This window comes from Fibrobacter sp. UBA7003 (assembly GCA_002449765.1).
In the GTDB taxonomy this organism is placed as follows: domain Bacteria; phylum Fibrobacterota; class Fibrobacteria; order Fibrobacterales; family Fibrobacteraceae; genus Fibrobacter.
Window position 1 is genome coordinate 25,242 of sequence record DJXN01000003.1, and the last position, 19,009, is coordinate 44,250.

Genomic DNA, 19,009 nt, shown 5'->3' on the forward strand with positions numbered 1-19,009 from the left:
ATGTTTAACGCGATTGATTTTGCACGATTCGCCATTGGCACTGCCGCCAAGGCAGTCGCTAAGGTCCCTGCCGTAAATACACGGTTCCATATCGGCGACCGCCTGAACGGACCCTGGCCCGAAGGCCCATTCCTGTGGATGCACGGGGCAAGCCTCGGGGAATGCAAGATGCTCCTGAATCTTGCGAAGTTCCTGCAAGAGGACATTGCGAACCTGCCCAGGATTCTCATCACCACGCAGAAGGTGGAGGTGGTCGAGTTCCTCCGCGACGCATGCAAGACTCCTAGTGCCAAGTCCGTAGACACACTTGTCGCTTCGCGACTGCGGTGTGACGATGAAGGGTCCGCAACACGATGTGACGAAGATGGATCTGCAGCAGGGTGTAACGAAAGTACAATCGAGGCGGCCATCGCCCCCGCCGACACGCAGACGACCATGAGTCTTTTTGCCAAGAAGGTAAAGCCTATCGCGCTTATCCTCGGCGAGAACGAGCTCTGGCCGGGCTACCTTTCTACCATGCGACGTCTGAACATCAAGCCATCCGTTGCCATCGTCTCGGGCCGCTACCGGGCGTCCGTGCCGGGGATCGACTTTTCTCCCGTTGCATTTGCAAGCATGCAGACCGGCGACGACCTCTCGCGATTCCTGAACGCGGCCTCGAAATTCCGCATCCCGAAAACGGCCATCGGCGGCGACTGGAAACTCCTCCCCTGGGTCCGCAAGAACGAGCCGCTCAAGCCAGTCGAAAACCCGACTGTCGACGTTGCGTTCCTCTCCATGCACTTTTCCGAATGGACCAGCCTCGAACGCATGGTGGAATCCTCCATCAAACGTCAGGAATCTGTCGTCCTGGTTCCGAGGCGTCCCGAAGAAGCCGAAACATTCCGCAAGGCGCTCATCGAGGAAGAATACACAGTTGTCGACTGGCCACTCGTGCAGAAGGGAGCCATCTCCATCGTAAGCCAGTTCGGCATCACGAGCGACGTCCTTTCCATCTCGAAAACGGCAGTCGTCGGAGGTTCGTTCGCACGGGGACTCGGAGTCCATAACTTCTGGGAACCGCTACAAGCAGGTGTAGCCACCAGCATCGGGCCTTTCACCGCAGGGCAAAAGGAAAATGCGGCGGCACTCGTCCGCGAAGGTGTCATCGCACAGTTGCACACCACCGCCGACTACCCGAGACGCATGCTCCCCGATTCAAAACTCGTCGGAACCTTCCTCGCCCACGAACGCAACAAGATTCAAGATTCCTACCGGCAGCTCCTCGAATTCCTGCGGGGCCTGCCGGAATTCCAAGACGGAAACACGTAATGAAAAAGATTGTCCTTGCCACACCGCGCGGATTCTGCGCCGGAGTCGACCGCGCCATCCATATCGTCGAGAAGGCCCTCGAAAAATTCGGCACCCCCATCTACGTTCGTCACGAGATCGTTCATAACAAATTCGTAGTCGACACCCTCAGGGAAAAGGGCGTCATCTTCGTCGACGAGGTGAGCGAGGTCCCAGAAGGCTCGGTTGTCATCTTCTCCGCGCACGGGGTCGCGGAACACATCTACGCCGATGCCGAGGCGCGCCACCTCAAGGTGCTCGATGCAAGTTGCCCGCTGGTGCTCAAGGTCCACTACAGTGCGAAGCGCCACTTCAATGCGGGGCGCCACATCATCCTCATCGGGCATGCGGGGCACGCCGAAGTCGAAGGCACGCTCGGGCAGCTCCCCGAAGGCGCCATCACCCTCATCCGGAACGAAGAGGACGTCTCCACAGTCAACGTTCCCGAAGGCAAGGAACTCGCCTACATCACCCAGACGACGCTCTCCGTTGCCGAGACCCACAAGATTATCGAGGCCCTGAAGAAGCGTTTCCCGAACATCATCGGCCCGAACGCGGGCGACCTCTGCTACGCGACCGGCAACCGCCAGGCGGCCGTCCTCGACCTCTGCAAGCAGGTCGACATGCTCCTCGTGGTCGGCGCCAAGAATTCCTCGAATTCGAGCCGACTCATGGAACTCGGCCTCGAACAGGGAATCAAGAGCCATCTCATCGCCGACGTGAACGACCTCGACCTCTCGTGGTTCGAGGGGATCGAATCCGTCGGGGTATCCAGCGGGGCATCCGCACCCGAAGTGCTGGTCCAGGAGGTCGTGGAATGGCTAAAGTCCCATTTTGAGCCGATTTCCATCGAAAATTTCATAAAATTGGTGGAATCGACCAAATTTAACCTCCCCAAAGAGCTCCAAGACTAACTTTAGCCTTGACAGTTCGACCATTTTTATCTAAAATTGGTGTCCGAAAAACAACGGAGTTTCATTATGAGCCGCATTTGTGAAGTTACCGGCAAGGCCGGCCTCGTGGGCAACATGGTTTCCCACTCCAACCGCAAGAAGTTGATGAAGCAGCTTCCCAACCTCCAGAAGAAGCGCTTCTACATTCCCGAAGAAGACCGCTGGGTCACGCTCCGCGTGAGCGCCGCCGGCCTCCGCACGATCAACAAGTGCGGTATCCAGGCTGTCGCCCGCGAACTCGGCATCTAATTCTCGAATAAAGAGACTAAAAAAACCGTCAAAGGACACTTTGGCGGTATTTTGTGTTTCCGGGCCGCACTTGGCGGCCCCTTCTTTTTACCCGGAAACGGGAAAGGCGGGCGCCTACTTGTTGATGAACTGCGGCACGCCCTTGTACTTGGCCATGCTCGCCATGATGTTGCCCATTTCCCAGTCCTTCTCCTTTAACCGGCGGCGGAGGAGCGCGACAAACACTTCCATGAGCATCTCGCAGTCGTAGACGGCGCGGTGCATCTTCGCGGGGTCGATCTTCATCGTGAATTCCCCGCGCTTCATGAAGAGGCCCGCCATGTAGCCCAGCTTGTGGTTCTCGAGTTCCGGCAAAATCGTACGGGCGACGACCAGGCTGTCGATGACGGGATTTCCCGGGATAAACTGCGGGTTCTTGGAGTAGGCCACGCGCAAGAAGCTCGCGTCAAAGTTCGCGTTATGCGCAAGCAAGATGGATCCCTGTCCGCAGAAGGCCGTAAACTTCTTGAGGCATTCACCTACCGGCGGGGCGTCCTTTACCATGGCGTCGGTAATATGGTTCACGCGCGATGCCTCCTCGGGAATCATCATGTTTGGGTTCACCAGCGTGTTGAACTCCGAAATAAGCTTGGGGACGACCCTGCCTTTCGGGTCCGTCTCGACGGTGAACTTCACGGCTCCTATTTCGACAATTTCATCCTTCGTATTGACAAGGCCTGTCGTTTCGAGGTCAAACGCAACAAATTTCGGCGGCAATGCGATCATGTCTACTCCTTTTCCCGACTGGTGTCGGACCTTTTTTCTTTGCAAAAATACTTAATTTCGATGTCAATAGATGTCATCGGGAACGGAACAACAAAGTTATCCCAGCTTTTGAGGCGCACGTGGCGGCCATAGCGGGCTTCGACAAGCCACAACGGCCTTTCGGCCTTTTCGGCAAGCCACAGGGAACCAGGCTTGACCTGCAGTGCCGGACCGCGAGGCCCGTCCAGCGCCATTCCCACGAATCCTCCTTCCCGCAAAGTCCGCACCAGGTGACGCACGTTCAATGCGCCGTGGCTATCGGAACCGCGAGTCACCACGTATCCCAGGCGCCGCGCCACGCGGGCAAAAAGGTCCCCGTCCGAAGATTCCGAGACAAGGATATGCATTCCCGACCCGCGGAAAGCGGCACAACTGGCAAGCAGGTCCTGATGCCAGCTTCCGACCACGCCGGGGGCATACCCCTCGGGCAACCTGAGTTTTACCCTCAGGCTTTTGACCCACAACATGCAAGCGAAAGCTAGGAGCCAGCCCTTGAATCGACCGAACATGGGCAAAAATTAGTTTTTTTAGCCATTCCCCCTTGGCAAAAGCAGTTTATTTACCTATATTGCCGCTCACATTGGCGACGTACCCAAGTTGGTAAGGGGCGGCTCTGCAAAAGCCTTATTCATCAGTTCGAGTCTGATCGTTGCCTCTCAAAAAAACCGCTTTCGAAAGAAGGCGGTTTTTTTATACGGTTTTCTACAGTAGCGGGTTCTTGCGCGGGCGGCCACGCGGACGCTTCACGGGCAGTCCGTCGGGACCGACAGCCGGGGCCGCGGCCTTGTTTTTCGCAGCCAGCGCCGCACGAATCTTCTTCGCACGCTCTTCCATGCGCTGGCGTTCGAGTTCTGCCGCCGAATAGACCTTGGCCTTGGCCGCGTCGCTCGGCTTTGCTCCGAAAGAGCCCTTGAGCACACGCCCCGAAGAGGGTACCGGCGGAGGAGCCGTCACAACCTTAGCCGTTTCCGGAACAACGGGTTTCTCCACTGCCGGACGCGGCGCGGAAAACAGCGAGTCCAACTTCCGGCGGGCACCCGACATCGGCCTTTCCGCATCCAGAACCGGGGCCGGTTCGACCTTTGCCGAAAAGCCGGGCCTTGCAACGGGGGCACGCGCGAAAGATTCCGAAACCGAGCGCGCCACCCTGAGCATGTCCGCCCTCCCCTTTTCCTGTTTCATCCTCAGGCGTTCGCGCTTGGATGGCCTAGTAGCCGAACGGCGACGCTTGGCCGTGTCCTCCCTAGCCTCCCTCTGCAATATTTCCTCATTGGACGGGCCTCGGAGTTCCGGGGGAACCTCGATTACCGCACGCTCATAAACGGCTTCATTCACGCTCATAATCCCAAAAAACTTAAAAAAAACGATTTGTCAAGAGTATTTTTTGTCTTTTTTTTGCAAAAAATTTCAAAAAACTGAAAAAAATTTAAAAAAAATGCTTGTCAAGGTCTAGAAAATAAATTCTTTCTGGACTATTTTTGTGTCGTCATGTTAAGGTTCACTCAAGATATCCTACTTGCGCTCCGCGCTATCGCTAACGAAGAAGAATCCCACGAGATGTCCAAGAAGGCACGCGAACAGTTTGACTTCCTGGGAATCCGTCTTGTCCCAAGGCGCGAAGTTACCTACCCCATATTCGACAAGAACCCGCCGAAAGACGACGCCGAGTTGGTAGCCCGGGTCGAGGACATGTGGTCGCAGCCCTACCGCGAAATCCAGTACGCCGCATGCGACTACCTTTTCCGCCACAAGGAAATGCTCGGGGGGCAGCATCTCAATTTCTTGAAGAAACTTATCAAGACCCGTGCCTGGCGCGATACGGTCGACACGCTCGCCGCCTGCATTTTAGGAGACCTCGCGCTCCGCCTCCCCGCGCTCCGCAGCAAGATTGCCTCCTGGATCCGCGATCCGAACATCTGGGTCCGCCGCAGCGCCATCATCTTCCAGATCCAGTACAAGGACCGTACCGACTGGCCGCTGCTGCGCCAGTTCTGCCTCACCTGCGCCAAGGAAGACGACTATTATATACGTAACGGCATCGGCCGCGCACTGTCCGAGTACGCGCGCATCAACCCGACCGAGGTCCGCCGTCTAGTACAAGATAACGTCTTCGCCGAGCAGACCACGCAAGAGATTCTGCGTTTAATATAAAGTTCGGGCAAAACAAGTTTGCGAACCTCGTCCAGATTTCATTTGGACGAGGTTTTTTTCACTTTTTCCTTGTTTTCTCGAAGGGGGAACGCGAACCGGCCTTCCAGCACGCACCCCTTTGCACCCGGGCAGCATTCCTGCTTCCGCTTGTCACAGAAAGTCTCTCTCAAATACCTACATTCCCAACTCATGCAAGGAATAATAGCATATTCTTTCCCGATTTATCTATATTTCGGGCATGCGTTACGGTGATATTTCCTCCTTCCAGACGGGCGTAGCCGTGCCCCTCTTCAGCCTCCGCAGCAAGGCTGACATCGGTATCGGCGAATTCCTCGACCTCATTCCCTTCGCAGGCTGGTGCAAGCTCTGCGACTTCAACATCATCCAGCTTTTGCCGGTCAACGACACCGGAGCCGAGGCGAGCCCCTACAGCGCCCGGAGCGCATTCGCCCTGAACCCGGTGTTCATCAACATCCAGTCAGTCCGCGGCTCCAGCGAATTCGAGGAAGAAATCGAGGATGCCAAGGAAGGATTCGAAAGCGAAGAACGCATCGACTATTATAAGATATCCACGTGGAAGCGCGGCATTCTCCGCAAGATTTTCGACAACCGCTACGACGAGCTCAAGAAGGACAAGGACCTTTCGAACTGGATCGACAAGAACGGATGGGCCAAAGCCTATTGCGCCTACGCGACACTCAAGGCCCAGAATTCCGAGTCGAGCTGGAAGGACTGGAAAAAGTTCAAGGATCCCACGGCAGATGATATCGAGAAGCTCTGGACCAAGTACCACAAGGACATACTTTTCCAGGCCTGGATGCAGTACGTCGCCGAGATGCAGTTCACGGCCGCCGTGAGCGAGGTTTCGAAACTCGGCATCCACATCAAGGGAGACATTCCCATCCTCATCAACGAGGACAGCGCCGACGTGTGGGCGAACCGCAAGTACTTCTCGCTTTCCGACCGCGCGGGCGCACCTCCCGACATGTTCAGCTACAGCGGCCAGAACTGGGGATTCCCCACCTACCGCTGGGATGTCATCGAGGCGGACGGATTCCGTTGGTGGAAAGACCGCCTCGCTCAGGCGAGCAAGTTCTACCACGCCTACCGCATCGACCACGTGCTCGGATTCTTCCGCATCTGGTCCATCCCCGAAAACGAAGTGACGGGCATCCTCGGACGCTTCAATCCCTGCGTCCCGCTTACCTGGGACCGTCTGCATGCCGCCGGGTTCATCCGCGAGACGCTCGAGTACCTGCGCCGCCCGAACTACTCCGTGGACCAGCTTCGCGAATTCCTGGGCGACGAGACCGAGAACATGGTTTCCGTCTACTTCGAAAGCCTGCCCAACGAGCCTTCGCGATTCGTCCTCAAGCCGCAATTCTATAGCGAACGCGCCATCACGACTCTCGACGAACCGCAGAACGTGAAGGATGCCCTCCTGAAGGTCTACTGGAATCGCATTTTCATCCCGGCAGGCGACGAAAACAACTACTACCCGTTCTGGTACTGGTACAACCAGCCCGTTCTCAGGACACTCCCCGAAAACGAGCAGGAAAAGCTCAAGGAAATCATCCACGAAAACGAAGCCTCGCAGGAAGGGCTCTGGGAACAGAACGCGACGAAGCTTCTCTCTATCCTCGCGAAAGAGACCGACATGCTGGTATGTGCCGAAGACCTCGGAGCCGTCCCGCACTGCGTCCCCACCGTGCTCAAGAAACTCAATATCCTTTCGCTGCGCATCGAGCGCTGGGCCCGCAACTGGGATGCCCCGTACAGCCCCTACTACGACATGGCCGAATACCCGAGACTCTCCGTGTGCACCACGAGTTGCCACGACACCTCGAGCCTCCGCGGGCTCTGGGAAGAACCCGATTTCGACCGCGACCTCTACTGGACACACGCCCAGCTATCCGGTGCCGCGCCGCAGACGCTTACCCCGCCCGCCGTGCGCAACATCCTTGAACACGTATTCTCGTCGAACAGTCTCTTCTGCATCTTGCCTGTGCAAGATTTCTTCGCGCTTTCCTCAACCCTTTCCGAAATCCCGGCCGAAGAAGAACGCGTGAACATTCCCGGCACGGTCGGCGGCAAGAACTGGACCTACAGGATTCCCGTGACCATCAAGGAACTCACGGCAAACGCATCGCTCCATTCCGAAATCCGCAAGCTCGTGGACGTGCGCAAGCGCCGCCCGATGTGGAACATCTAGAGGCACCATGGTCCGGTCTTCAACGAAACTCGCGCCAGACTGGGTCAAGGACGCCATCTTCTATCAGATTTTCCCTGATAGGTTTTGCCGCAGCCCCAAATACAGTGCCGTAGGCAAGTTCGTGCAATGGGACAGCAAGCCCACCCGCACGAACATGTTCGGCGGGAACCTCGCGGGCATTACCGACAAACTAAAGTACATCGTAGATCTCGGCGCGACGGCGATTTACCTGTGCCCGATTTTCAAGAGCAATTCCAACCACCGCTACCATACGGTGGACTACTTCGAGATTGACCCGGTGCTCGGCACGCTCAAGGATTTCGACAACCTTGTAAAGAAGGCGCACGCCCTCGGGCTCCGCGTCATTCTGGACGGCGTCTTTAACCACTGCTCGCGCGGATTCTTCCAGTTCAACAGCCTCATGGAACTCGGGGAAGATTCCCCCTACGTCGACTGGTTCCACGTGCACAGCTGGCCCATACACGCCTACTCGGGCAAGCCGAATTACGAATGCTGGTGGAACTACCCCGCGCTACCGAAGTTCAATACGGACTGCGCGGACGTTCGCGAATACCTGTTCAGCGTCGCCGAATACTGGACCAGGCGCGGCATAGACGGCTGGCGGCTCGACGTGCCGAACGAAATAAACGACGATAGTTTTTGGCAGGAATTCCGCAGGCGCGTGAAGGCGATAAACCCCGAAGCCTACATCGTGGGCGAAATCTGGGACAATCCCGAGCGCTGGCTCAAAGGCGACCAGTTCGACGGAGTCATGAACTACCCGTTCCGCAAGGCGGTAATGCAGTACCTCTTCGACGAGAACCCCGTTTCTACAGGCGAATTCTGCAAAAAGGTGCGCAGCGCGTTCCCCGAGAACCGCTTCGGCACCCCGATGAACCTGCTCGGGAGCCACGACACCACCCGCATCGCGTCGCAACCCCGCACGAGCCCCGAACGCATAAGGCTCGCGCTCGCCCTGCTGTTCTTTATGCCCGGAGCCCCCTGCATCTACTACGGCGACGAAATCGGCATGGAAGGTGGCAAGGACCCCGACTGCAGGCGAACATTCCCGTGGGACCAGCTGAAGGCCCGCAAGGCGCTGCCCATCTACAAGTTTATCCGCGAACTCACCCGCATGCGCCACGAAAACCCCGTACTCCGCGACGGGAGCCTGAAAATTCATTTTACGGGGACCGGCTTTTCTGTGGTTCGCGCATCGGGCCATGACTGTTTGACCCTTTCGGTGTCGCTGGATGCGCCCGAACCATCTTTTGAAATTAAATAAAAACGTAAACAACAAGGAGCTGCTTTATGCCTTTTTGTCCAAAATGCGGAAATGAAGTTGCCAACACAGACACATTTTGCAACAAATGCGGAACCAGCATTCAAGAGATCCCGGCAGAAGGAGCTGGCACCAAAGTGAATCAGGTCGCCTATGCAGTCCTGGCCATCCTTTTGGGGGGCTTGGGCATACATAAATTCTATGCCGGCAAGATAGGCATGGGGATTCTGTACATTCTGTTCTGCTGGACAACCATTCCCGGCATAATAGGCCTTATTGAAGGAATCATCGCCGTAACGAAAAATGCCGACGCAAACGGCAACATTTACATCTAGTTTCCTTACGCGGCGCCCGCCTTTTTCTATCTTTGCACCCGCAACTAAATGCGTATTAATGCCTTATTAAGGGATTACAAATGAACAAATATAAATTCGGCATAAGAGAATTCATCATTCTCGCTGTTATTGCTCTCTCGGCCTACACCGTATGGCCCTCCATCCAGGTTCACTCCAAGAAGGGCGAAGAACAAAAGGCGTTCCTCAAGGAAAACCCGAAGATGGCAACGAAGTCCATCAACTTCGGTCTGGACCTCGCGGGTGGTACGAGCATCACCCTCCAGATTGACCAGTCCGGACTCAAGGAAGGCGACGACATCAAGGACATCCAGGCCCAGTCCCTGGAAATCATCCGTAACCGCGTCGACCAGTACGGTCTTTCCGAACCCCAGATTTCTCCTTCCGGCGACGACCGCATCCTGGTCGAACTTGCCGGCGTGGACGACTCTACCGCAAAGGCCCTCGTGGGTTCCACCGCAAAGCTCGAATTCAAGATTCTTGCCGAAGCAGACAGGTTCCCCCAGGTCGTCGGTCTCATCGACCAGTACCTGACGCGCCAGACTTCCGACGTGACTGCAGATTCCGCCGCGACGGATAGCACTGCCGCCAAGGACAGCACGGTCGCAGCGAAGGATTCCGCAAAGGATACGGCCCAGCTTTCCGACGAAGAACTCCTCGGCGGCAAGGTCGCCGCAGCTGAAGCCCCGAAGGCCGAAGATTCCTCCAAGGCAGCCACCGAAGAAGCCGCACCGGCTACGGAGGTCGGAAAGGCCCTCAGCTCCTACTACATGTCTTTTGCCAACGGTGGGTTCATTGCCGAAGAAGACATCGAAAAGGTCAAGAAGCTCCTCGAGCTCGACGGTGTCAAGAAGCTCATCCCGCGCGACCTGAACTTCGCGTTCGGAAGCGGCCTCGAAAAGATCAGCAACGATTCCCCGGTCAAGGCCAAGCGCCTCTACCTCCTCAAGCGCCGCGCCGAAATGGGCGGTGACGATATCGTGAACGCCCAGCCCCACCGTCTCGCTGACGGCGTGAGCGCAGGCGAAGTCGCCGTGACCCTCAAGTTCGGCGGCATCGGTCCCAAGAAGTTCTCCGCCGTGACCGCCGCGAACGTCGGCAAGCAGATGGCCATCGTTCTCGACAACCAGGTGATTTCCGCTCCGCGCATCAACGAACGCATCCCGAACGGCGACGCCCAGATTACCGGTCTCGATGACATGGCCGAAGCAAACCGCCTCGCCGTCGTGCTCCGCGCCGGCGCCCTCAAAGCCCCGATGAAGATTATCGAAAGCCGCACCGTGGGTGCCACCCTCGGTGAAGAAAACATCGTCCAGGGCTTCGGTTCCGGCGCTGTCGGCCTCATCCTCTGCCTTGTGTTCATGGTGGCTTACTACCGTCTGGGCGGCCTTATCGCGAGCCTCGGCATGGTCATCAACACCCTCGTTACCGCCGCCGTGATGTCCGTGTTCAACGCGACCCTCACTCTCCCCGGTATCGCGGGCTTCATCCTCGTCGTGGGTATGTCCCTCGACGCGAACGTGATTATCTACGAACGTATCCGTGAAGAACTCAAGGCCGGCCTCACCGCCCGCGCGGCAGTCGCCAAGGGTTACGAACGAGCCTTCAGTGCCATCTTGGACTCCAACTTGACGACCGTGCTTACCGGCCTTATCCTCTACAAGATCGGTACCGGTTCCGTGAAGGGTTTCGGTCTTACGCTTACTATCGGTATCCTCACCTCGCTCTTCTGCGCCATCACGCTTACCCGCGCCATCCTCGACTGGAAGCTTGCCAAGCGCGACACGACGACGCTCTCCATCGGTAACGGCATCAAGGCCATCAACGAGGCGAACCTCCAGATTATCCCGCACCGCAAGCGTTTCGGTCTCATTTCGACCATTCTCATCATCGCTTCCATCGCATGCATTGTGGTCAAGGGATTCGACTTCAGCATCGACTTCACCGGTGGCCAGGTCTACACGGTTCAGTATCAGGATAACGCGAAGCACGAAAGCGACCTCAACAAGGCACTCTCCGCTGCAGGCATCAATGGCACGCGCGTCCGCTCCCTCGGCGGAACGTCCGCCAACTCCTACCAGATTAGCATGCGCGCTTCCGAAGACGCACAGTTCGAACTCAAGATGAACGAAGCCTTCAAGAAGGCCGGTCAGGAATGCGTCATTGTCGCGAAGGACAACGTCGGCCCGACAATCGGCAAGGAACTCCGCTTCAACGCTATCTTGTCCGTAATCCTCGCCTGGATCGGCATCCTCCTCTACGTGTGGTTCCGGTTCGGCAAGTTCGGTCTCGGTTTCGGTGTCGCCGCCGTGCTCGGCCTCGTGCACGACACCATCATCACGCTCGGCTTCATCTCGGCATTCAGCCTCTCCTTCGACGGCGCCCTGATTGCCTCGCTCCTCACGATGATCGGTTACTCCGTGAACGACACGATCGTGAACTTCGACCGCATCCGCGAAAACACGGCCATCTACGGTTCCGCGAACTTCGGCGAAACAATCAACAAGTCCATCAACCAGTGCTTCAGCCGTACCATGGTGACCTCCCTCACGACCTTGTTCGTGTGCGTGATTCTCGCCGTGATGGGCGGTTCCTCCATCCGCGACTTCGGCCTCGTGCAGTGCTTTGGTATCCTCATCGGTACCTACTCCTCCGTGTGCATCTGCTCTCCGATTGTTCTGTGGTGGTCCAACCGCTTCAAGAAGGGCGTGTAATCAAATTAAAATGTTGAAAAGAGCCCCGGCAATGCCGGGGCTTTTCTATATTTGAACCCGTTCGATCAAAGGGGGCTCCATGCTCAAGTATTACAAAATCGAATCGGGCCGCATTGCAGTCGCCCCGAACGAAGACGCAGCTGACATCGTCATCATGGGCTCCCTCAGCCAGGAACAGCGAAGCGTCCTAGTCAAGGAATACGAAATAACCGAGCATACCATCGCCTCCGCATTCGACTCCGACGAGCTTTCCCGTATCGAATACGACGACGACTTCACCACGATAGTGTTCAAGAAGCCCAAGAACTATTCTGCCGCGGACAACTTCCAGTTCCGCGTAGAATCCTTCGGCATCTTCATCTTCAAGGACTGGATCCTGCTCCTCACCGACAGCGACATTCCCGTGATGGACGAACGCCGCTTCTCGAAAATCGACAGCCTGAACACGTTCGTGCTCCGCGTGTTGAGCTATGCGATATCGCACTTCAACGAACACCTGCGCATTATCAACCGCATCAACGACGACCTCGAACTGCGCCTAAACACCTCGATGGAAAACAAGTACCTGCTTTCCATGTTCAGCCTCAACAAGGGCTTGATCTACTACGTGAGCGCACTCAACAGCAACGACACCTTGCTCCGCAAGTTGCAGCTGGGCAGGAGCCTCAACTGGACCGAGGCCGAACGCGAACTCTTGGAAGACATCCAGATCGAAAACGGGCAGAGCCTGCAACAGGCAAACATCTACGCGAACATCTTGACGTCGATGATGGACGCCCGCGCAAGCGTCATCAACAACAACGTGAACCAGCTGATGAAGAACTTGACCATCGTGACGATTTCGATATCGCTCCCGACGTTCTTCGCAAGCTTGTTCGGCATGAACGTGCAGTTGCCCTTCGCCATGAACGGCGACGCCGCTACAGGATCGCCCATAGCCTTCTGGGGCATCATCGCGGTCTGTATCCTGTCAGTGGTCGTCTTCCTCGCCTTCTGGATGCGGCGGAAGTAGCGCGAGGAATATATCTTCAATTCCCCGATGCGAAGCATCGCCCCGAGCACATCAATGTGCGGAGGAGTAGTCTTTAATTCCCGCGGTCGCTCATGCTCGAAAACATGGCGACAATCTCGTCGGTAAAGTTGTTCTTCGGGAACTTGTCCGCAATCTGTAGCGCCTGTTCCAGATGTTCCTGCGCTTCGGCCTTCGCCTTGTCGAAACTCTTCTTCGCATTCAGTCGCGCAAGGATCTCGCCGGCGACATCGTCGGTCGCGACCCTCTTGATAAGCGATTCCATTTCGGAACGTTCATCCGCGTTGCAATCTTCGAAGTAATACAGAAGCGGGAGCGTAATGAGCCCGTTCGAGAGGTCGGTGAACTTCGCCTTGTCCAGATTCTTCGAGCCGTAGCCGTAATCGAGCAGGTCATCGATAATCTGGAACGCGAGCCCGAAGTGCGCCCCCATCTTGGCACATTCGTCAATCAGGGGTTTGTCGAATCCGGCCATGATACCGCCGATGCGGGACGCAGCCTCGATAAGCGCGGCCGTCTTCGCATCGATAATCTCGTTGTAGGTTTCCCTGGAAAGCCCGAGTTCACCGCAGTGGTCGAGTTCCATGATTTCGCCCACGATGAGCTTGTCCGCAGCGTCCGAGATAATCACCGGCACTTCACGATCCCGTTCGTCAATCACGCAACGCATCGACTGCGAAAGCACGTAGTCGCCCACGAGAACGGCCACCTGCGTTCCCCATTTCTTGTGGGCGGTAGCCTTGCCGCGCCGGAGTTCCGTGCCGTCGATGATATCGTCGTGCACGAGACTCGCAAGGTGCAACAGTTCCACGCTTGCGCAGGCATGCGCGACACGGGACGCATCGGGCGCCACATTCCCGCAGTTGGATATGAGGCAAAGAAGAGTCGAACGGATGCGCTTGCCCTTCGTCTCGAAAAGAGTCTGAAGCCTATCTGCAATCCCGGCAGGAGCAGTCTCTGCCACACGCAGGATTGTCTTTTCGGTCAAATCCAGCTGATTACGGACTAGGTCACGAGCCTGTCCGAGAACTGCCTGGAAATCGGCTTTCGAAGGAGTCATAGACTAGACATCCAGGTCGTTCAGGACCTTGTAGGCGTTCGTTTCGATAAACTTGCGGCGCGGTTCCACGTCTTCGCCCATGAGCATGCTGAAAATCTGGTCGGCGAGCACGGCGTCTTCCACGTAGCACTGCTTGAGCAGGCGCGTCTTCGGATCCATGGTCGTGTCGTTCAGCTGTTCGGCGGACATTTCGCCAAGGCCCTTGAATCGCGTGATGGTGACATTCTTCTTGTCTTCCATCTCGGCCATTACCTTGTCCTTCTCGTTTTCGTCGAACAGGTAGCGGTCCTTCGTGCCCACCTTGAGCTTGTAGAGGGGCGGCATAGCAAGGAAGATGTGTCCGGCATCGATAAGCGGGCGCATGTAGCGGAAGAAGAACGTGAGCAAAAGCGTCTGGATGTGAGAGCCGTCCACATCGGCATCGGTCATGATGATGATCTTGTCGTAACGGAGCTTCTCCATCTTGAATTCGGTGCCGATACCCGTACCGATGGCATTCACCAGGTTCTGGATTTCTTCGGTGTCGAGCACGCGATGAAGGCTTGCCTTTTCCACGTTCAGGATCTTACCGCGCAACGGGAGGATGGCCTGGAATTCGCGGTTACGTCCGCTCTTCGCGGAACCGCCTGCGGAGTCACCCTCGACAATAAACATTTCGCACTGCTTCGGATCGCGGCTACTGCAGTCAGCGAGCTTGCCGGGGAGTCCGCCGCTTTCGAGCACGTTCTTGCGGCGAGCGAGGTTACGGGCACGGTGAGCCGCCTCGCGGGCGAGTGCCGCGTTGTAAACCTTGTCGAGAATCACCTTGATGGCGGCCGGGTTCTCCTGGAAGAACTCCTCGAGCTTTGCGCCGAACGCGCTATTCACGTAGCTTGCAATTTCGGAGTTGCCGAGCTTGCGCTTGGTCTGGCCTTCGAACTGCGGCTGCGAAACCTTGATGGCGATAACCGCAGTAAGGCCTTCGCGAATGTCGTCGCTCGTGATCTGCGCATCCTTCTTGCCCTTGGGCATTTCGGCAGCGAACTTGTTGATGACGCGGGTAAGCGCCGTCTTGAAGCCCGTAACATGCGTACCGCCGTCGTAGGTGTTCACGTTGTTCACGAAGCTGAAGAAGTTTTCCTGGTAGCCATCGTTGTACCACATGGCGACTTCGAGCGGGTACTGGCCATCAGGGAGCACCAGGTGGATGGGCTCGCTAAAGAGCGGAGTGCGATGTTCATCCACGTAGCGCACGAACTCGGAAACGCCACCCGGGTAGCAGAACGTCTCGGAGCGTTGGTTCTCGGAGTCGCGCTCATCGGTAAGCGTCAGGCGAAGACCGCTCATGAGGAACGCGAGTTCGCGGAAGCGTGTCGCCAGCGTGTCGTACACGTAGACGGTCTCGGTAAAAATCGTGTCGTCCGGGTAGAACTCGACACTCGTGCCGGTCGTGCCGTCGCTCTCGCCGATATCCACCTGCGGGCCGCAGGGAATGCCCTTCGAGAATTCCTGGCGCACCACGCGGCCGTTGCGACGCACCGTCACGATAAGCTTGTTCGAAAGCGCGTTCACGCAGCTCACGCCCACGCCGTGCAGACCGGCAGAAACCTTGTACGAATTGCTGTCGAACTTGCCGCCCGCATGGAGCTTGGTCATCACCACCTCGATGGTGCCCACGTGTTCCTTCGGGTGAATGTCGGTCGGGATGCCGCGCCCGTTATCGGTCACGCGGATGCCGTTGCCCGGCAGGATGGAAATTTCGATGTGGTTGCAGAATCCGGCCAGAGCCTCGTCCACGGAGTTATCGACGACTTCCCATACCAGATGGTGAAGCCCGCGGATGTCGGTCGAGCCGATGTACATGGCGGGGCGGACACGCACCGCCTCCAAGCCCTCAAGAACGGTAATGCTCGAACCGCTGTAATCTTCCTCGGCCTTCTTCAATTCTTCAGATTCTTCTGCCATATTTCCTCTAAAAACATTTCACAGGAGCGAGCCTCGGGAGCCGGTTCAAACGAAGCGAATCGCCTTAACCACAGGCTTTCCGAGCAGCGCATTGCACCTGTCAATAATAGCATTTTTTTGCATGAAAAGTTCGCTTTTCCAGGCCGCAGAAGCCGCTTTCAGCACAAGCGTATGCTTGTCCAATTTCACGGGTCGCACGTGCGCGCAAACAGCCTTCCCGACCACTTCCTCGAAGCGGTCCGAAAGGGTCTTGAAGTCCATACTTTCGGAGACATGCGCCTTGTCGAGAACCTTCGCAATGAGCACGCTGATATCGACAGCGCCCTCTCCCGTCACACCCTTTTTTCTACGGACAAACATATTTTTACTCCACATCAAACATCTTCATCGGCAGCACACGCCTCTGTTTCGCCTTCAGCACTTCAAGAACAACCGTACTTTCTCCACCCTGCGGTGCAGTCGTCTTTATCGTCACTGGATTTCAAACTTTTTCAACAGATGTTTCATGCTCTGTTCTCCTTAAAACTTTTTCTGCGTATTTCACTACAAAATAATAGCAAACCAACTTGCATGTTCAGTGCACCCGTGCCCTCGTGTGGAGAATCTAGAGTGATAATCTTATCTACATCACCATAATAATAGTTGCTATTCTGCGTGTACTCACGAGCAACCACTCCGCCCATCGAATGACCGATTAGGATATAGCGAGAGGCTAATTGACGGTATAGATCAGGATTTTGGCGAATTATTTGGAGAGCCTTCTGCCCCTCCACCATTTGTCCAAGAGAATCAGGAACTTTCCATGTTTTAACTTCCTGAGCTTCTTCCACAAGTGCTCGGCGACCACCAAACTTTCCATCCGCATTCCATGTTCTGTTCCCCAATTCAATCGCATTTTCAATCGAACTATTTGGGGGAAGCGAAAATGCTCGCCAGTGATATACGCAGGAATTATGTACAGCCTCATAGGCACTGTCGTATACAGGTTCCTCGAATATTCGTGTTCTTAGCCATTGATTCAAACGAGGTTTTTTCTCATTCACTTTTTCAACATAACGGCCAATATTCGCATTGCCAAGATAATTCATCGCATCGTAAGCTTGCGGAAGATTTGAATTTTCCTCAAAACCCTGCAATTCTCCATCATCATTCTTATGGCCATAGGCTCCATGCAAAAGCATCACATTGTAGTTTGTAATACTCTCCATAGGTCTCGGAACAGCCCAAGACACAACGACAAAGGTCATCAAAAGTAAGCTTAACAAAAAAATTTTCTTCATATTTTCCCTATTTATAACTTACAATTTCACCACTTTCATTTTGGAATTCCGGTCTGCTAACCGACAGCAAATAAGTTTCGTACTGACGAATAATTTTTCTCTTTTCAAAATCAACAGAATGTATGTTTCCATTAATTCTGAGCATTTTTCCGTACAAAATAAAATTTCTATTTCCCATATAACTTTTGGGCCATTCTGGATGTTCAATCATGTCTGATTCATCATTATCCACCCATAGACTAATTCCCAAAGAGTCTCTTTTCAAAGCAATACAAAAAATTTCATTATTATACGCACTCACGTCATCACATTTTTCAATCCACTTCAAGTTTTCGTCTAGTTTCTTATACGTAATCGTCTGCGCCACCGTATCCAAAACGGCGTACTGGCAAGCATCACCAGTAGCATTTAGAGATTTCTCATCCAACGCAAGAATGGTTCCGTCAAGCCATTTGCGTAATCTACTAATGCGAAAATCAACTTTACAACCATCCAAAACCTTTTCTATTTCCACTTCATTCGGTTTTTCGCCTATTTTCCAAAAAGTCATCACAGGCCCTTCCCATACTTCAGTATAAAGAGAAGTTTGCCCCCCCCATATAACAGAATCACTCAACTGGCCTAGGGCATAATTACATTCATCATTAAAATTATCCAACGTATCCGTCCACCTAGGACCAGCCTCTTGTACCCTATAATTGAAGATGCGAAGGCGTTGGTGACCACGCCCTTCAATAGCATACCCATCGCTAGTTTCTTGGGTCCATTCCTTGTCATCGGCAACAATTACCAAAGAATCGTCAATAAACCCAACAATATGGGGACGACTATAATAGCCAAAGAACTCTCTTTCCCCATCTTCAGGAAACCAATCCCCACATCCCCACATGATTACGCACGAAAATGCGAGCGCCAAAACAGCTAGCAACCTTTTAATTTCAACCATCATAAAGGAGACCTCCTTTGCCACCTATCACAGCCAGACACCGCCTAGAATCATGTGACAAAAATTACACATAAATATACTCTATATTTTGTACAAAATCAAGTACGACCTCGGATGATTTTATTAATCTAGACACCCCCGCTATCAAATAACTTGAAATCACAGAGTTATGCCAACTCAAAGACCTCGGCAGAAATGCCGAGGTCTCTTTCTCAAACACATCCAATACTATATCACCGCACTACCGGTTCGAGTACAGAATAAATGATTCAGGATTTAAGACGACATTAGTCTTCGCTCTTGGAAGTATTCTAACCGAATTCATTCCATCACGCAACCCAAATAATTCCATATTATCGAATGAGAAGTAGCCATCTGCATCTATGGAAGCCATAACATGGGTCATATTCTGCAAGTGAGTCAATTGAACTGTATTTTCAAAATAGGTCGTGTCATAGCCATTCAGATGGACCTTAGAAGAGCCTGAACGAGAAATCAGTCCATTCACATGGGTATCCACATTTACAGAATCAACTTTTCCTCCACCAAATGTTCCGCTCAAAGACCAGTTTACAGTCACCGGTTCTTGGACGGGCCCAGTGGACGAGCCTTCATCGCTGTTGCAAGCCAGCAATCCAAACAATGCTATTCCGAAAAGAAATCGTTTCATATAATCTCCTTTGTTTTATCAATCATAGGAAA

18 protein-coding genes and 1 tRNA gene are annotated in these 19,009 nt (G+C 54.6%); 10 read left to right on the plus strand and 9 right to left on the minus strand.

Going from position 1 to position 19,009, the window contains the following annotated elements:
* The 3 genes from B2952_RS02355 (at position 1) to rpmB (ending at position 2,531) form a co-directional block, all read left to right on the plus strand.
* Complete coding sequence (locus tag B2952_RS02355) at positions 1-1,311, plus strand: 3-deoxy-D-manno-octulosonic acid transferase (RefSeq protein ID WP_290735124.1); 1,311 nt, start codon at positions 1-3, stop codon at positions 1,309-1,311.
* Positions 1,311-2,243 carry a 4-hydroxy-3-methylbut-2-enyl diphosphate reductase gene (ispH, locus tag B2952_RS02360; protein ID WP_173365667.1) on the plus strand — a complete coding sequence of 311 codons (933 nt, stop codon included), beginning with the start codon at positions 1,311-1,313 and terminating at the stop codon, positions 2,241-2,243. Before B2952_RS02355 ends, ispH begins: the two co-directional genes overlap by 1 nt.
* A 66-nt stretch (positions 2,244-2,309) precedes the next feature.
* Positions 2,310-2,531 carry a 50S ribosomal protein L28 gene (gene rpmB, locus B2952_RS02365; protein WP_173318737.1) on the plus strand — a complete coding sequence of 74 codons (222 nt, stop codon included), beginning with the start codon at positions 2,310-2,312 and terminating at the stop codon, positions 2,529-2,531.
* A gap of 114 nt (positions 2,532-2,645) precedes the next feature.
* Here the strand turns inward: rpmB and B2952_RS02370 are convergent, their stop codons facing one another.
* A complete protein-coding gene (locus B2952_RS02370; protein ID WP_290735127.1) occupies positions 2,646-3,296 on the minus strand; it encodes a 3'-5' exonuclease in 651 nt (216 codons plus the stop codon).
* A gap of 2 nt (positions 3,297-3,298) precedes the next feature.
* Positions 3,299-3,844, minus strand: a complete 546-nt coding sequence (locus B2952_RS02375; protein ID WP_290735130.1) for a lysophospholipid acyltransferase family protein — start codon at positions 3,842-3,844, stop codon at positions 3,299-3,301.
* A gap of 73 nt (positions 3,845-3,917) precedes the next feature.
* Between B2952_RS02375 and B2952_RS02380 the strand changes: the two genes are divergently transcribed.
* Positions 3,918-3,990 (plus strand) — tRNA-Cys (locus tag B2952_RS02380).
* A gap of 47 nt (positions 3,991-4,037) precedes the next feature.
* Here B2952_RS02380 and B2952_RS02385 read toward each other — a convergent pair.
* Positions 4,038-4,676: a hypothetical protein gene (locus B2952_RS02385; protein ID WP_290735132.1), complete on the minus strand. Its 639-nt coding sequence runs from the start codon at positions 4,674-4,676 to the stop codon at positions 4,038-4,040.
* A gap of 147 nt (positions 4,677-4,823) precedes the next feature.
* On the opposite strand from B2952_RS02385, the gene B2952_RS02390 reads away from it, so the two are divergent.
* The 6 genes from B2952_RS02390 to B2952_RS02415 all read left to right on the plus strand — a co-directional run bounded on the left by B2952_RS02390 (position 4,824) and on the right by B2952_RS02415 (position 13,059).
* Positions 4,824-5,486 (plus strand): DNA alkylation repair protein, encoded by a 663-nt coding sequence (locus B2952_RS02390; RefSeq protein WP_173365672.1) that lies wholly within the window; start codon positions 4,824-4,826, stop codon positions 5,484-5,486.
* A 238-nt stretch (positions 5,487-5,724) separates the two neighbouring features.
* Positions 5,725-7,698 carry a 4-alpha-glucanotransferase gene (locus B2952_RS02395; protein ID WP_290735135.1) on the plus strand — a complete coding sequence of 658 codons (1,974 nt, stop codon included), beginning with the start codon at positions 5,725-5,727 and terminating at the stop codon, positions 7,696-7,698.
* A gap of 7 nt (positions 7,699-7,705) precedes the next feature.
* Positions 7,706-8,983, plus strand: a complete 1,278-nt coding sequence (locus tag B2952_RS02400; protein WP_290735138.1) for a glycoside hydrolase family 13 protein — start codon at positions 7,706-7,708, stop codon at positions 8,981-8,983.
* A 26-nt stretch (positions 8,984-9,009) separates the two neighbouring features.
* A complete protein-coding gene (locus B2952_RS02405) occupies positions 9,010-9,315 on the plus strand; it encodes a TM2 domain-containing protein (RefSeq protein WP_290724634.1) in 306 nt (101 codons plus the stop codon).
* A gap of 80 nt (positions 9,316-9,395) precedes the next feature.
* Positions 9,396-12,047 (plus strand): protein translocase subunit SecD, encoded by a 2,652-nt coding sequence (gene secD / locus B2952_RS02410; RefSeq protein ID WP_173381412.1) that lies wholly within the window; start codon positions 9,396-9,398, stop codon positions 12,045-12,047.
* A gap of 79 nt (positions 12,048-12,126) precedes the next feature.
* Complete coding sequence (locus B2952_RS02415) at positions 12,127-13,059, plus strand: magnesium transporter CorA family protein (protein ID WP_173365677.1); 933 nt, start codon at positions 12,127-12,129, stop codon at positions 13,057-13,059.
* 73 nt (positions 13,060-13,132) lie between these two features.
* Here the strand turns inward: B2952_RS02415 and B2952_RS02420 are convergent, their stop codons facing one another.
* From B2952_RS02420 to B2952_RS02445, 6 genes are all read right to left on the minus strand, one after another.
* A complete protein-coding gene (locus tag B2952_RS02420) occupies positions 13,133-14,137 on the minus strand; it encodes a polyprenyl synthetase family protein (protein WP_173381411.1) in 1,005 nt (334 codons plus the stop codon).
* A gap of 3 nt (positions 14,138-14,140) precedes the next feature.
* The gene (gyrB, locus tag B2952_RS02425) at positions 14,141-16,081 is read right to left on the minus strand and encodes a DNA topoisomerase (ATP-hydrolyzing) subunit B (protein WP_173365679.1); all 1,941 of its coding nucleotides are present in this window, start codon (positions 16,079-16,081) and stop codon (positions 14,141-14,143) included.
* Between the two features lie 45 nt (positions 16,082-16,126).
* Positions 16,127-16,441: a DUF721 domain-containing protein gene (locus B2952_RS02430; RefSeq protein ID WP_290735144.1), complete on the minus strand. Its 315-nt coding sequence runs from the start codon at positions 16,439-16,441 to the stop codon at positions 16,127-16,129.
* Positions 16,442-16,584: 143 nt separating this feature from the next.
* Positions 16,585-17,361: a hypothetical protein gene (locus B2952_RS02435; protein ID WP_290735147.1), complete on the minus strand. Its 777-nt coding sequence runs from the start codon at positions 17,359-17,361 to the stop codon at positions 16,585-16,587.
* A gap of 7 nt (positions 17,362-17,368) precedes the next feature.
* The gene (locus tag B2952_RS02440; RefSeq protein WP_290735149.1) at positions 17,369-18,310 is read right to left on the minus strand and encodes a hypothetical protein; all 942 of its coding nucleotides are present in this window, start codon (positions 18,308-18,310) and stop codon (positions 17,369-17,371) included.
* Positions 18,311-18,548: 238 nt separating this feature from the next.
* Positions 18,549-18,977 (minus strand): hypothetical protein, encoded by a 429-nt coding sequence (locus tag B2952_RS02445; protein ID WP_290730630.1) that lies wholly within the window; start codon positions 18,975-18,977, stop codon positions 18,549-18,551.
* Between the last annotated feature and the right edge of the window lie 32 nt (positions 18,978-19,009).